Below are 13,090 nucleotides of genomic sequence, written 5' to 3'. Positions count from 1 at the left end.
TGGGTCCAGCCCCGGATTACTTCCACTTGGTGATACTCACTCGTGTGCCCTGGCCCAGCTCGGTTTCTATCTTGAAATCATTCACCAGCCGCTTGCTTCCCGGCAGGCCCAGGCCCATTCCCATGCCGGTGGTGAAACCATCGGTCATGGCCATTTTCAGATCCTTGATTCCAGGCCCTGTGTCTTCAAAAATCAATTGCAAGGCCTGTTTTCCATTGACTTCGATGATGGCCCAGTTCATGTGGCCACCTTTTCCATGAATCAGCGTATTGCGGGACAGCTCGCTTGCAGCGGTAATCATCTTTGTCTGATCGACCAGCGAGAACTTCAGCATCTGGCAAAGCGAGCGCACCGTTTGGCGCGTGGCAACAATCTGCTGCTCGTTTTGTAACGGCATTTGGCCGCTGCGATCATGTTCCAAGGGTGGCTCCCGACTGCTGGGCCCGCAAAAGGGCCATTCCCCTCTCGACGGTCATCGCCGTCCTGACCCCTCCAAGGGACAGGCCCAACTCCACCAGGGTGATTGCAACGGCAGGCTGCATGCCCACCACGACGGTGGCGGCAGACAGGATGCGGGCAATGCCCGAGATGGTCACCAGCATGCGCCCGACGAAGGAGTCCACCACCTCCAGCGCCGAGATATCGATCATGACGCCGCTGGCGCCCGTGCTCGCGATGCGCTCGGCCAGGTCGTCCTGGAGCGCCAGCGCCGTCTGGTCCTGCATGTCGATCTGGATGGAAACCAGCAGCACATCGCCCATGCGCAGGATTGGAATGCGGTCCATGGATGGCTCACTCCTGTGTCTGGCGGGTGATGCGCCAGCCGGTCTTGCCCATGGCCAGCTTGAGCGCCTCGGCCAGCGTGGCCTTGGTGGTGATGTCGCGCATGTCGATGCCCAGGTGCACGATGGTCTGGGCAATCTGGGGCCGGATGCCGCTGATGATGCATTCCGCGCCCATCAGGCGAATGGCCGTCACGGTGCGCAGCAGGTGCTGGGCCACCAGCGTGTCCACCGTGGGCACGCCGGTGATGTCGATGATGGCCAGCTCCGACTCGGTCGACACCAGGCTTTGCAGCAGGGATTCCATCACCACCTGGGTGCGGTTGCTGTCCAGCGTGCCGATCAGCGGAATGGCCAGCACGCCCTCCCACAGCTTGACGACGGGGGTGGACAGCTCCAGCAATTCTTCCTGCTGGCGGATGATGATCTCCTCGCGTGCCTGCTGGAAGCTGCTGACCGTGTGCTGGGCCATGTTGTCCACCAGCACGGTGGCACTCCAGATTTCCTGGATGGCCGCAGCAGGATCGCCCGACAGCCCGCGCTGGATGTGTGCGAACAGCGGCTTTTTCAGCGACAGGATGAACTGGCTGGTCTCACCGGCACGCTGGCCCTGGGCGGCGCGGGTGCGGGACAGCTCGGCCAGCAGGCGCCGCGCGGGATTCCAGCCCTCGTCCGAAAACCTTTGCGGATCGGCGCCGCAGGCGAAGGCGCCCACAATGGCGTTGATAATCCCGCGCGCTTCTTTTTCAGCATTCTTTCCAAGCGTGGAATCACCCACGCTGGCCTGGGCCATCCAATCATGGATCAAGGCATCAATATCATTTTGGAGTGTTTGCTGGATAATTCCGGTCATAGATATTTGCTGGATTTCAAATAAATTATTCGTTGAGGCTGCCAGGGAACTGCATTGGTGAAAATACAGCTGGTGTACCAACCATGTTTTTCTACAGATTATTCACTGATGCCCTCGCCACACGAGACACAATTTGTAATATCAAATGGCATCTTCCTGTAAGGGTTTTTCGACAGATGCATGTCCGCCAAGCCGCCAGCTGGTCAGCAAGCCCCCGGCCAGCAAGCTCCCGGTAAGCAGCCACGGGTGACATGGGCACGCCGGCTCCGCCCTTCCTGGAGGGCGGAACCGGCGCCGAAAGCAGCCCGCAACCCGTGTGCTCACAGGTTTTCTCATCCGTCAAACTGCGCAATGCATGCCCTTGGAAAATCCCAAGGACATTTCACACCTGGGCGCGGCAAGGCCATACACTGCCCAGCCTTTCTGAAATACGCCATGCCTGATATTGACCATGCAAAAAACGCCTTCCACAAAAACCATCGTCAATCAGATTTTTGATGAGGACCGTTTGTCGGAGCTATTGAAACAAGAAGCCTCTCATGGCCTGGGTTTCGAGCAATGCGAATTCGATGGATTGAATCTCTATCAACTCGATTTGCAGGGCGCGCAATTTGTGGAGTGCAGTTTTGCCGACACCTGCTTTGAAAGCTGCCAACTGGCCGGCACCCGCTGGCTGCATTGCAAGGCGGGCCGCGCCGATTTTCGGCTGGCAAACCTGACGGATGCCCTGTTTTGCCAGAGCGACCTGAACAACACCAACTGGGAATTGGCCAAGCTGGCCTCAGCGCGCTTTCTTGAAGTCAAGCTGACCGGCGCCAGGTTTGGCGGTGCGCAAACCCTGGGCATTGATTTTCATGAGTCCCTGCTGATTGGTGCCGATCTGCGCGGCATGTCCTTCCGCAAGAAAACGCTGGAAGGCCTGAACTTCAGCGATGCCGATCTGGCCGGCTGCGACTTCCGCGATGCCGTTTTCCACAGGGCAAGCCTGCGCGATGCCCATCTCAAGAATGCCCGGTTCGATGGCGCGGACCTGCGCTCGGCGGACTTGCGCGGCTTGACGATTGCCTCGCTCAGCCAGCATTTCAAGGGCAGCCTGATCTCGCATGAGCAGGCTGCCGAGCTGGTGGGCGGGCTGGGCGTGCGCGTGATGTGAAGTCGAGGCGGGTGCGCCGCCACCGCCATCCGCACTCAGTAAACGATGTCGTGCTCGTACAGCAGCCTGGAGATGTCCTTGGGCACAAAGCCTGTCAGCAGCGAGTTCTCGTCCAGCAGATTGATGAACTCCCCCGCCGTGCAGGACTTGGAGTGGTCAATGATGAAGTCCAGAAACTCCTCGCTGACGCGGTCACCGTCCTGCTCGAAGGACCAGCTGTGCTCCTGGCCGCCCGATCGGAAGCGCAGCGTGACGGTGTCGCCCTCCATGCCGGATTCGATGCCCTCATAGCCGATGGCGCCACCGCAAGCCTTGGCGAAGCGCTTGAGCAGGGCCACGTAGTCTTCGTCGGCCTCGTTGTCTTCGCCAATGCCGCCATCGAACAATTTGACCTGGGCGGCCTTGGTGTGCTGGCGCAGCGCCGCCATCAAGGCGTACTCGTCCTCGATGGAGGCGATGTCGAAATCCGCAGGCACGATGCCGTGCGCCTTCATGGCGGAGGCAATCACGGCGACAGGGTTCTGGCTCTGGGTCATGGTGGTGTCTGAAAGGGTTGCGGGATCGGAGACGGTGCCGATGATAGGCACAGCCTGTGCCTGCGCACTGGACATCTTGTCCGGTGGCATCCGGCTTGCGCCTTCAGTCTGTGGAAGCGGGCCTGCGCCTGTCCTTGCGCAGCATGTCCAGATAGAGCGCTTCCACCTTCTCGCGCGCCCAGGGCGTCTTGCGCAGGAATTTGAGGCTGGAGCTGACGCTGGGGTCCAGCGTGAAGCAGCGCACCGGAACCTGCCGTGCCAGGTCGGGCCAGCCATAGCGGGCCTCCAGGGCACGGACGATGGCTTCGAGCGTGACGCCGTGCAGCGGATTGCGGGGCTGGGCGGCGGGGGGCGGAGTTTCTTGCATGGGGTGATTCTCCCTTGTGATGGACCGCAAGCCTGGCAGTGCGGTGCACGCGCTGGTGCCGAGGTTGGCAGCGGCAGGACAGGTTCCGCAGAAACGGGGCCGCGCCGGCACTGTGCGAGCGCGGAAAAATTTGTAAACACATGAAACCAAAGAGGAAGTTTCTGTAGCATTCACGGCGTCCCTGCCTCTTCTTCGAACCCGCTTCCATGCCTGCCCTGTCCCTTCGCCAGAAACTGCTGGCTCCGCTGGTTTTCTGCCTGCTGGCGCTGCTTGCGCTGACCCTGTTCAACGCCTACCAGGCACGCAGCAAAGCCTATGAGGCCCGGCAGCAGGCGCTGCGGGACTTTGTCGATTCGGCAGACAGCCTGATTGCCGCCATTGCGGCAGAGGCCAAGGCCGGCAAGCTGCCTGAAGAAGACGCCAAGGCCACGGCCATTGCCCGCGTGGGGCAGCTGCGCTATGCCGGTGGTGCGGGCTACATCACCAGCATCACGACGGATTCCGTGGTGCTGAACAACCCCGCAAGCCCGGGCATCAACGGCAAGAACATGGCCGGCTTCCAGGACGCCAAGGGCAGCTACCTCTACCGCAGCATTGCCGCCGTGGGCGCTTCTGCCCAGGGCAACGGCTACCTCACCTACTGGTGGCCCCGTCCCGGCGCGAAGGAGCCCAGCGAGAAGCTGGCCTATGCCAAGCGATCCACCTCCTGGAACTGGGACCTGATCGCGGGTGACTATGTGGACGACATCCAGCAGGCCTTCATCGCCACCATCATCAAGTCGGTGGCGGCGCTGGCGGTGCTGGGCGCACTGCTGTCGTTGATCGCCTGGATGGCCACGCGCAGCGTGCTCCATGCCATCGGCGGAGAGCCGGCCGTGGCGGCAGCGATCGCCAACCGCATCGCCGCCGGGGATCTGTCGCAAACCGGGCTGGAGGGGGCATCGCACGCACCGGAAGGCAGCGTGATCGCGGCGGTGCAGCGTATGAGCGAGCAGCTGCGCCAACTGGTGACGCGCATCCATGACACGGCGGGCATCATCCACCGCTCGGCCGGCGAGATTGCCACGGGCAGCCTGGACCTGTCGCAGCGCACGGAGCAGCAGGCCAGTTCGCTGGAGGAAACGGCGGCGTCCATGGAGCAGTTGACCGCCACCGTGCACCAGAACGCGGAAAACGCGCAGCAGGCAAGCCAGATCGCCTCGGGCGCCTGCGCGGTGGCCGAGCGCGGCGGCACCGTGGTGGACCAGGTGGTGAGCACGATGGGCGAGATCAATACCTCGTCGCGCCGCGTGGTGGACATCATCGGCGTGATCGACGGCATCGCCTTCCAGACCAACATCCTCGCGCTGAACGCGGCCGTGGAGGCTGCCCGTGCTGGCGACCAGGGGCGCGGCTTCGCGGTCGTGGCGGGCGAGGTGCGCACCCTGGCGCAGCGCAGCGCCTCGGCCGCGCGCGAGATCAAGACGCTGATCCAGGCCTCGGTGGAGCGTGTGGATGCCGGCGCCACCCTGGTGGACCAGGCCGGGCAGACCATGCGCGAAGTGGTCACCACGGTGCGCAACATCACAGGCATCGTGACCGAGATCGCCTCGGCCAGCCGCGAGCAAAGCAGCGGCATCGAGCAGGTGGGCCATGCCGTGACCGACATGGACCGCGTGACCCAACAGAACGCCGCACTGGTGGAGCAGTCCTCGGCCGCCACGCAGGTGCTGCAGCAGGAGTCGGAGAAGCTCTCCCGCCTGACGGCATCGTTCAAACTCTAGGCTTCGCTTCCCTTCTCTTTTCAGACATGATCACCTGCTACCTGCGCTACATCATCGACCCGTTCAAGGCCAAGGAATTCGAGGAGTACGGCAAGACCTGGATTCCGCTGGTCGAGAAATTCGGCGGCAAGCACCACGGCTACTTCCTGCCGTCCGAAGGCGCCAACAATGTGGCGCTGGCCATGTTCAGCTTCCCCAGCATGGCGCTGTACGAGGAGTACCGCATCAAGTCCATGCAGGACCCCGAGTGCCAGGCCGCCTTCCGCTACGCGGAGGACACGCGCTGCATCCTCAGCTACGAGCGCAGCTTCATGCGCCCGGTGTTCGGCTGAACCTCCCCCCGCGCCACGCCCATGTGCGTGGCGCGCGTTTGCAAATACGGAATCGGTATTTTCACAACTGAAGCACGCTAACTAGCATCCATCCCATTGCAATCTTTTGAGGATGGAGCGCGTGAACAAGCGTCGTTTCCTGCTGGCCGGCCCTTCTCTGCTGGCCGCTGCCGCCCTGGCTTCCACCACCGCCGCGCGGGCTGCGGCGGATCCCCGGACCCGATTGGTCGTCGCCGACCAGAGCGAGCTGCTGCGCCACCTGCTGGATGCCAGCGGTGAGCGCAAGCGCCTGGGCTTTCAGCTGGAGCTGCCCAACTTCGCGGGCGGCCCGGCCATCTTCGAGGCCATACGCGCAGGCGCGCTGGACATTGCCTATGTGGGCGACACGCCGCCCATCCAGGCACGTGCCGCCGGTGTGCAGCTGCCCATCATCGCCACCTTCACGCGCGAGCGCGCCCAGTACCGGCTGGTGCAGCGTGCCGATGCAGGCATAGAGCGCCTGGCCGACCTGCGCGGCAAGCGCCTGAGCTATGTGGAAGGCTCGGGCCGCCAGGTCTTCCTGATCGAGGCATTGACACGCGCGGGCCTGACGCTGGCCGACGTGAAGCTGGTCAACCTGCGCGTGGCCGAACTCAACGACGCGCTGCGCGCCAAGGCGGTGGACGTGGCCGTGCTCATGGAGCCCCATGTCACGCGCCTGGGCAAGCAGATCGGCGCGCGGCCCGTGCCCGATCCGCAGGAGCGCGCGCTGCTGCCCGCCACCTCGTACATCTACGCACGGCCCGACGTGCTGGCCGACCCGGCCAAGTCCCAGGCCATCGTCGATTTCCTGGGCGCCTTCGTGCGCGCAGGCAAGTGGAGCAATGGCCACGAGCAGGAATGGGGCCGCCACTACTACACGCAGTTCCAGCGCATCGATGCGGAGAGCACGGCGGCCATCCTGGCATCGCAGTCCGACCTGCTGTTCCAGACTGCCGCCGAGGCGCAACCCCACCACCAGAAGCTGATCGACATCCTGCACGCCGCCGGCAGCCTGCCGCAGCGGCTGGATGCGGCCGGCTCCTTCGTGTCCACCTACGACCGCGTGATCGTGGCCAACCGATGAACCGGCCAGAAAACACACGATGACGCAAGCGCAACTGGACATCAACGCGGCCGGTCTGGCACCGGCCACCGCAGCCACCGCTCAATCCGCGCCCGCCACCCGGGCCGCCGTGCAACTGGTGCCCGCGCGCCTGTCGCAGGGCGCGCTGCTGGTGGGCCCCGGCTTGCTGCTGGTGCTGTGGGAGGCGGCCTCGCGCCTGGGCTGGCTGTCGCCGGAGACGCTGACCGCGCCCTCGCAGGCCCTGGTCGCCGGCTACGGCATGGTGGCAGACGGCAGCCTGCTGCCCCACCTGCTGGCATCGGCAGGCCGTGCCTACAGCGGGTTGCTGCTGGGCGTGGTGGCTGGCGTGCTGCTGGCCCTGGCCTCGGGCCTGACGCGCACGGGCGAGGCCCTGCTCGACGGCCTGGTGCAGATCAAGCGCGCCGTGCCCACGCTGGCGCTGATTCCCCTGGCCATCATCTGGCTGGGCATTGGCGAGTCCATGAAGATCTTTCTGATCTTCACGGCCGTGCTGGTGCCCGTCTACATCAATACCCACGCGGCCCTGCGCGGCATCGACATCGGCCATGTGGAGCTGGCCCAGACCCTGGGCCTGTCGCGCGCCGAATTCATCCGCAAGGTGGCGCTGCCGGGCGCGCTGCCGGGCTTCTTCGTGGGCCTGCGCATTGCCGTGTCGCTGTGCTGGACGGCGCTGGTGGTGCTGGAGCTGATCAACACGCAGACCGGCATCGGCTACCTCATGAACCGCGCCCGCGACTGGGGGCAGACCGATGTGATCGTGGTGGGCATCCTCATCTACGCCCTGCTGGGACTGCTGTCCGACGCCGTGGTGCGCCGCATCGAGGCGCATGTGCTGTCCTACCGGAGGTCGCTGGGATCATGAGCCATCACCCCACCCCGGGCGCCGTGCGGCTGCAGCGCTTCACGCGCAGCTTTGGCGGCAAGAACGTGCTGGACGCCATCGACCTGGACATTGCCCCGGGCCAGTTCGTGGCCCTGCTGGGCGAGTCCGGCTCGGGCAAGACCACCTTGCTGCGCGCGCTCGCCGGGCTGGACGGCCATGCGCAGTCCAGCGGCGCGGCCAGTGCGCAGGGCAATGTGTCCGTGCTGTTCCAGGACGCGCGCCTGCTGCCCTGGCTGTCGGTGCTGGACAACCTCACGCTGGGTCTGGACGCGCGCGCCGTGCTGCCCGCAGCACGGCAAATCCTCCACGACGTGGGCCTGCAGGACAAGGCTGGCGGCTGGCCCGCCACGCTGTCGGGCGGGCAAAAGCAGCGCGCATCGCTGGCCCGCAGCCTGCTGCGCGACCCGCACGTGCTGCTGGCCGACGAGCCCTTTGGCGCGCTGGACGCGCTCACGCGCATGCGCATGCACGGCCTGCTGCTGCGCCTGGTCGAGCGCATACGGCCCACGGTCATCCTCGTCACGCACGACGTGGACGAATCCCTGCTGCTGGCCGACCGCATCCTGGTGCTCAGGGACGGCCGCATCGCCGAGGACCACGCCGTGGACCTGCCCCATCCCCGCCGCCCCGACCATCCTGCCTTCATGCAGCTGCGCGCCACCTTGCTGCGCAGCCTGGGCGTCGAGACAGAGATCGCCTGACGCCGGCCCCGCCCGCGAAACAACCCACACAACAAAGGACTGCTCCCATGTCTCGGCAACTGCACCTGAACCTGTTCCTCATGACGCGCGGCCACCATGAAGGCGCCTGGCGCCATCCCGGCGCCAACCGCAAGGCGCTCACCGACCTGGAGCTGTACGTCGATGCCGCACGCATCGCCGAGGCCGCCAAATTCGACGCCGTCTTCCTGGCCGACAGCCTGGTCGGGCCCGAGAACGGCCAGCAGATCACCTCGGGCCTGCTGGACCCGCTGGTGCTGCTGACGGCACTGGCGCTGCGCACCGAGCGCATCGGCCTGATCGGCACCGCCTCCACCACCTACAGCCATGCCTATACGCTGGCGCGCCAGTTCGCCTCGCTGGACCATCTGTCCAAGGGGCGGGCGGGCTGGAACATCGTCACTTCCTGGGCGCCCAATGCGGGCCTGAACTTCGGCCTGGCCGACAACGTGGACCACGGCGACCGCTACCGCATCGCCGAGGAATTCGTGTCCGCCGTCGATGCGCTGTGGCGCAGCTTTCCGGCCAGCGCCCTGCTGGACGACACGGCGGCCGGCCAGTTCCTCGACGCATCGCAGATCCAGCCCATCCACTTCGAGGGCAAATACATCCGCACGCGCGGCCCGCTCAACGTGCCCGGCAGCCCGCAGGGCCGGCCCGTCTTCGTGCAGGCCGGCCAGTCCGAGTCCGGCCGCGCCTTTGCCGCGCAATGGGCCGAAGCCATCTTCACGGCCCACGGCTCGCGGGAATCGGCTCAGGCCTTCTATGCCGACATCAAGGGACAGGCGCAGCAGCTGGGCCGCCGCCCGCAGGACATCGTGATCCTGCCCGGCATCAGCGCCGCCATCGGCTCCACCGAATACGAGGCGCGCCAGGTCTGGGAAGAGCTCGACAGCCTGACCAGCATCGAGGTCGGCCTGGCCCGCCTGTCCGCACGCTTTGGCGGCCACGACTTCTCGGCCGTGCCGCTGGACCGCCTGCTCACGCGCGACGACTTCCCCGATCCCGACAAGGTCGAAGCCTCCCGCAGCCGCGCCGTGGGCTACGTGGAAACCAGCCTGCGCGACGGCCTCACACTGCGCGGCCTGCTCAAGCGCCTGGCAGGCGCCCGCGGCCACCTGGCCGTGGCCGGCACGCCCGAACAGGTGGCCGACATCATCGAAGACTGGTTCAAGCACGGCGCAGCCGACGGCTTCAACGTCATGCCGCCCATACTCAACCAGCAGTTCGAACTGTTCACCAGCGAAGTCGTCCCCCTGCTGCGCAAGCGCGGCCTGTTCCGCGAGGAATACGAAAGCCGCACGCTGCGCGGGCATTTCGGGCTGGGGGAGCTGGCGGGGACGGGGGCAGGTGGCGCCCCAGCCGCCCGCCCAAGGGAGCAAGCGCTGGCGGCTTGACCGATGCGGCGCTGCGGCTGCACAGACAGGCCTACAGCAGAATGTCCGCCGTGGGGTACTTCCAGAAGTCGCGCAGCAGGTAGCTGATCGGCAGGTTCAGATTCGTGGAGCTGGGTGGAATCGGCTGCAGGAACCACTTCTCGTAGATGGGGTGGATTTCGCGGCTGGTGATGATCCGCTTCATCTCTTCATCGACCAGTTTCTTGAACGCGGTATCGGCCTTCGGCAGCATGATCGCCAGGGGTTCGGTGGACAGGAACTTGCCCACCACCTTCAGGGCGCGTGGATCGGGCCGTGCAGCGGCCAGCCCGTTGAGAAGCACGTCATCCATCACGAACGCGTCGGCTTCGCCCTTCTCCACCATCTCCAGGGCCCTCGCGTGATCGGGGGCCTCCACAATGGTGATGCCCATGAGGCGCTGCCTGTTGGCCTGCGTCACCAGGGCCATCGGGCTGGTGCCCTTGGTGGAGACCAGCTTTTTGCCCTTGAGATCTTCCATCGCGTTGATGGTGCTTTCGGCCTTCACGAGCATCCGGGCGCCGGTGATGAAATGGGGAACCGTGAACGCCACGGTCTGGCGCCGCTGCGCGTTGTTCGTGGTCGAACCGCACTCCATGTCGGCCTTGCCCTGCTCGATCACGGCCATGCGATTGGCGGGCGTGACCATCAGGAACTCCACCTTCATGTCCTTCCTGCCTGTCTGCTTGCGCACCGCCTCGGCCAGGCGAAGGCACAGATCCAGCGCGTAACCGACGGGCTTGCCGCTGCGCGTGTCGATGTAGGAGAAGGGGACCGACGATTCCCGGTGCGCAATCACCAGCGCGCCACCGGCATTGATCTTGTCCAGCACACCGGCTGTCGATACGCCGCTCAAGGCCGACAGGCCCAACGCACCCAACGCAATTCCCCACTGGCGAAAGATCATCGAAGTCCTTGGATCGCAGGCGCTGGGCGGCGCCCAGCAGTGTCGTGACAGGTTATACACGTATTGTTACCAGATGTGCAAACCTGGGCTTACGCGCCCCCAGCCTCATCCAGCAGTTCGAATCGTTCGCCAGCGAAGTCCTCCCCATGCTGCAAAAGCGCGGCCTGTTCCGCAAGGAAGACGACAGCCGCATGCTGCGCGGGCATTGCGGGCTCGGGGAGCTGGCAGGGGCGGCGAGTGGGAGAAGGCGTTGGCTGTCTGAGGCAAAGCCGACCTATCGTGGCGCGGCCATGGCAACACAGGCCTCATGAAACGCCACGATGGCCTTCGTGCAAGCCTGGGGCTCCGCCTGAAAAATGAAATGCGGCCCGGCAATGCTTTCCACGCGCGCATTGCCGGATATGGATGCCACAAGGCCCGCCGCATTGGCTGGCATCAGCCTGTCGTGGCTGGCTCGCAGATAAAGCAAGGGCTGCCGCACACGAACGCCCTGCGCCAGCAGATCAACCTCCAGAGCCTGCCGGACGCGGCCCGCCCAAACCACCGGAGCAACCGTCTGCAGGGCCTGCTTGAGCAAGGCGCGCCCGGACGCTGTCGCATGGCCGTTGCTCAGCACTCCATCGAGCAGCCACATCGGAGCGCATGCCGCCGGGACCCATGCCAACAGCCCAGACAGGCTAGAAAGGACTGACTTCAAGGGCAAATCCAGGCGTGCGAACGAGGCTCCCAGAATGACGCCCCGAACCCGCGTGAGGTGCTCCGCCGCCAGGCGCAACGCCAACGGTCCCGAGAACGATTCGCCGATCAGCAAAAACGGCCCGGCGGGCAGACGGGCTCGCACATGGCCCAGCAGTTCGTCATAGGAAAGCGGCTCATCCGTCGGATAGGTGATGACCTGCACCTGAAAGAACGTGGACAGAACCTGCGCGAACTCCGCCAGCAGCAAGCCTGTGCCGTCCAGACCAGGCAGGATCACCAGTCTGGGCAAAACCTGGCCCTGGCCATGGCTCTGCCCCTTGTTCTCACCCGCTCCACCACTCACTCCCCTCATCGGACATCGCTCCCTCAAAGGCCCAACCATAGCCGAAGCACGCCCTTGATTGGCGCCCGCATGTGCGGCAGCCCCGGACCTGCTCCAGGCTATCCGCCCTCCCCCGTTGTGGCAGGATCACCAGCACCAGAATTACCGAGGGAACTCCCATGCTGATCAACTGCGTCGCCTACGAAAACGGGGCCAAGCTGGCGGACATTCCCGTCGCCGACATCAGCAACTACATAGAGCGCCCCGGCTGCTTCGTCTGGGTGGCGCTGGCGGACGCCACGCCGGCCGAGCTGGAGGAGATGCGCCAGGAGTTCGGCCTGCACGCCCTGGCCGTGGAGGATGCGCTGCACGGCCACCAGCGGCCCAAGCTGGAGGAGTACGGCAGCTCGCTGTTTGCCGTGATGCACCTGCTGGAGCCCGAGCCCGAGCGGCCCGGCCACTTCAACCACGGCGAGGTCGATGTCTTCGTGGGATCCAACTATGTGCTGTCGGTGCGCAACCGCAGCAAGCGCGGCTTCCTGGGCGTGCGCGAGCGCTGCGAGAGCGAGCCCGAGCTGCTGCGCCACGGCTCGGGCTTTGTGCTGTATGCGCTGATGGATGCGGTGGTGGACCGCTACTTTCCCATCATCGACGCGCTGGAGGTGGAGCTGGAGCAGATCGAGCAGCAGATCTTCACCAAGGGCGCGGCGCGCGACAACATCAAGCAGCTGTATGAACTCAAGGGCCGCGCCATGGACCTCAAGCACGCCGTGGCCCCCCTGCTGGAAGCCGTGGGCAAGCTCAACGGCGGGCGCGTCCCCCAGATCTGCATGGGCTCCAGGGACTACTTCCGCGATGTGATGGATCACCTGGGCCGCATCAACGCCCAGATCGACACCATGCGCGACACCGTGGGCACGGCCATCCAGGTGAACCTGTCCATGGTGTCCATCGAGGAAAACGAAGTCACCAAGCGGCTGGCAGCCTGGGCCAGTATCTTCGCCATCTGCACGGCCTTCTTCGGCGTCTGGGGCATGAACTTCGAGAACATGCCCGAACTGAAGTGGCAATACGGCTATCCGGCCGCACTGCTGTTCGTGCTGGGTGTTTGCGGCCTGCTCTACTACAAGTTCCGCAAGGCGGGGTGGCTGTAGGCGGCGGGAAGGCGAACGGTGCCAGGGTATTCACCCAGCCGCACCGTCACAGCCGCGTCACACATCCACGCCACCATCC

The 13,090-nt window shown here is 65.1% G+C and carries 15 protein-coding genes; 8 read left to right on the top strand and 7 right to left on the bottom strand.

The features are described 5' to 3' along the window. Window positions 1–16: 16 nt before the first annotated feature. The 3 genes from LGR64_RS08405 to LGR64_RS08395 are packed head-to-tail and all read right to left on the bottom strand — an operon-like array spanning window position 17 to window position 1,635. Window positions 17–421, bottom strand: coding sequence for an anti-sigma regulatory factor (locus tag LGR64_RS08405; protein WP_012206212.1), 405 nt, complete (start codon window positions 419–421; stop codon window positions 17–19). Next, window positions 411–785: an STAS domain-containing protein gene (locus LGR64_RS08400; RefSeq protein ID WP_012206213.1), complete on the bottom strand. Its 375-nt coding sequence runs from the start codon at window positions 783–785 to the stop codon at window positions 411–413. Before LGR64_RS08400 ends, LGR64_RS08405 begins: the two co-directional genes overlap by 11 nt. A 7-nt stretch (window positions 786–792) precedes the next feature. After that, window positions 793–1,635, bottom strand: coding sequence for an STAS domain-containing protein (locus LGR64_RS08395; protein ID WP_230355241.1), 843 nt, complete (start codon window positions 1,633–1,635; stop codon window positions 793–795). A gap of 451 nt (window positions 1,636–2,086) precedes the next feature. Between LGR64_RS08395 and LGR64_RS08390 the strand changes: the two genes are divergently transcribed. Then, window positions 2,087–2,788 (top strand): pentapeptide repeat-containing protein, encoded by a 702-nt coding sequence (locus LGR64_RS08390; RefSeq protein ID WP_230355240.1) that lies wholly within the window; start codon window positions 2,087–2,089, stop codon window positions 2,786–2,788. 35 nt (window positions 2,789–2,823) lie between these two features. Here the strand turns inward: LGR64_RS08390 and LGR64_RS08385 are convergent, their stop codons facing one another. Both LGR64_RS08385 and LGR64_RS08380 read right to left on the bottom strand, forming a co-directional pair. Beyond that, entirely contained in the window at window positions 2,824–3,324 is a 501-nt protein-coding gene (locus LGR64_RS08385; protein ID WP_230355239.1) for a hypothetical protein, read from the bottom strand. A 103-nt stretch (window positions 3,325–3,427) separates the two neighbouring features. Beyond that, window positions 3,428–3,691 carry a VF530 family DNA-binding protein gene (locus LGR64_RS08380; protein WP_097202027.1) on the bottom strand — a complete coding sequence of 88 codons (264 nt, stop codon included), beginning with the start codon at window positions 3,689–3,691 and terminating at the stop codon, window positions 3,428–3,430. A 206-nt stretch (window positions 3,692–3,897) separates the two neighbouring features. Between LGR64_RS08380 and LGR64_RS08375 the strand changes: the two genes are divergently transcribed. The 6 genes from LGR64_RS08375 (at window position 3,898) to LGR64_RS08350 (ending at window position 9,911) form a co-directional block, all read left to right on the top strand. Next, on the top strand, window positions 3,898–5,454 hold the full coding sequence (locus LGR64_RS08375) for a methyl-accepting chemotaxis protein (protein ID WP_230355238.1): 1,557 nt from the start codon (window positions 3,898–3,900) through the stop codon (window positions 5,452–5,454). Between the two features lie 26 nt (window positions 5,455–5,480). Next, window positions 5,481–5,786, top strand: coding sequence for an NIPSNAP family protein (locus LGR64_RS08370; RefSeq protein WP_012206218.1), 306 nt, complete (start codon window positions 5,481–5,483; stop codon window positions 5,784–5,786). A 112-nt stretch (window positions 5,787–5,898) separates the two neighbouring features. Next, window positions 5,899–6,891, top strand: a complete 993-nt coding sequence (locus LGR64_RS08365) for an ABC transporter substrate-binding protein (protein WP_071956235.1) — start codon at window positions 5,899–5,901, stop codon at window positions 6,889–6,891. A gap of 19 nt (window positions 6,892–6,910) precedes the next feature. Next, the gene (locus LGR64_RS08360) at window positions 6,911–7,774 is read left to right on the top strand and encodes an ABC transporter permease (RefSeq protein ID WP_013801848.1); all 864 of its coding nucleotides are present in this window, start codon (window positions 6,911–6,913) and stop codon (window positions 7,772–7,774) included. Next, window positions 7,771–8,496 carry an ABC transporter ATP-binding protein gene (locus LGR64_RS08355; protein ID WP_230355237.1) on the top strand — a complete coding sequence of 242 codons (726 nt, stop codon included), beginning with the start codon at window positions 7,771–7,773 and terminating at the stop codon, window positions 8,494–8,496. The genes LGR64_RS08360 and LGR64_RS08355 overlap by 4 nt, the downstream gene beginning before the upstream one ends. 47 nt (window positions 8,497–8,543) lie before the next feature. Then, window positions 8,544–9,911, top strand: coding sequence for an LLM class flavin-dependent oxidoreductase (locus LGR64_RS08350; RefSeq protein WP_230355236.1), 1,368 nt, complete (start codon window positions 8,544–8,546; stop codon window positions 9,909–9,911). 31 nt (window positions 9,912–9,942) lie between these two features. On the opposite strand, the gene LGR64_RS08345 is transcribed toward LGR64_RS08350, so the two are convergent. Further along, complete coding sequence (locus LGR64_RS08345) at window positions 9,943–10,836, bottom strand: amino acid ABC transporter substrate-binding protein (protein ID WP_141831431.1); 894 nt, start codon at window positions 10,834–10,836, stop codon at window positions 9,943–9,945. Window positions 10,837–11,110: 274 nt separating this feature from the next. Then, on the bottom strand, window positions 11,111–11,824 hold the full coding sequence (locus tag LGR64_RS08340; protein WP_065346249.1) for an alpha/beta fold hydrolase: 714 nt from the start codon (window positions 11,822–11,824) through the stop codon (window positions 11,111–11,113). A gap of 212 nt (window positions 11,825–12,036) precedes the next feature. Between LGR64_RS08340 and corA the strand changes: the two genes are divergently transcribed. After that, window positions 12,037–13,011, top strand: coding sequence for a magnesium/cobalt transporter CorA (corA, locus tag LGR64_RS08335; protein ID WP_141831427.1), 975 nt, complete (start codon window positions 12,037–12,039; stop codon window positions 13,009–13,011). Window positions 13,012–13,090: the final 79 nt, after the last annotated feature.

This window comes from Delftia sp. Lp-1 (genome assembly GCF_020523835.1).
Lineage (GTDB): Bacteria > Pseudomonadota > Gammaproteobacteria > Burkholderiales > Burkholderiaceae_C > Comamonas > Comamonas acidovorans.
Note: the sequence above shows the minus strand (reverse complement) of the source record. Positions and strands in the feature narration are given on the sequence as shown.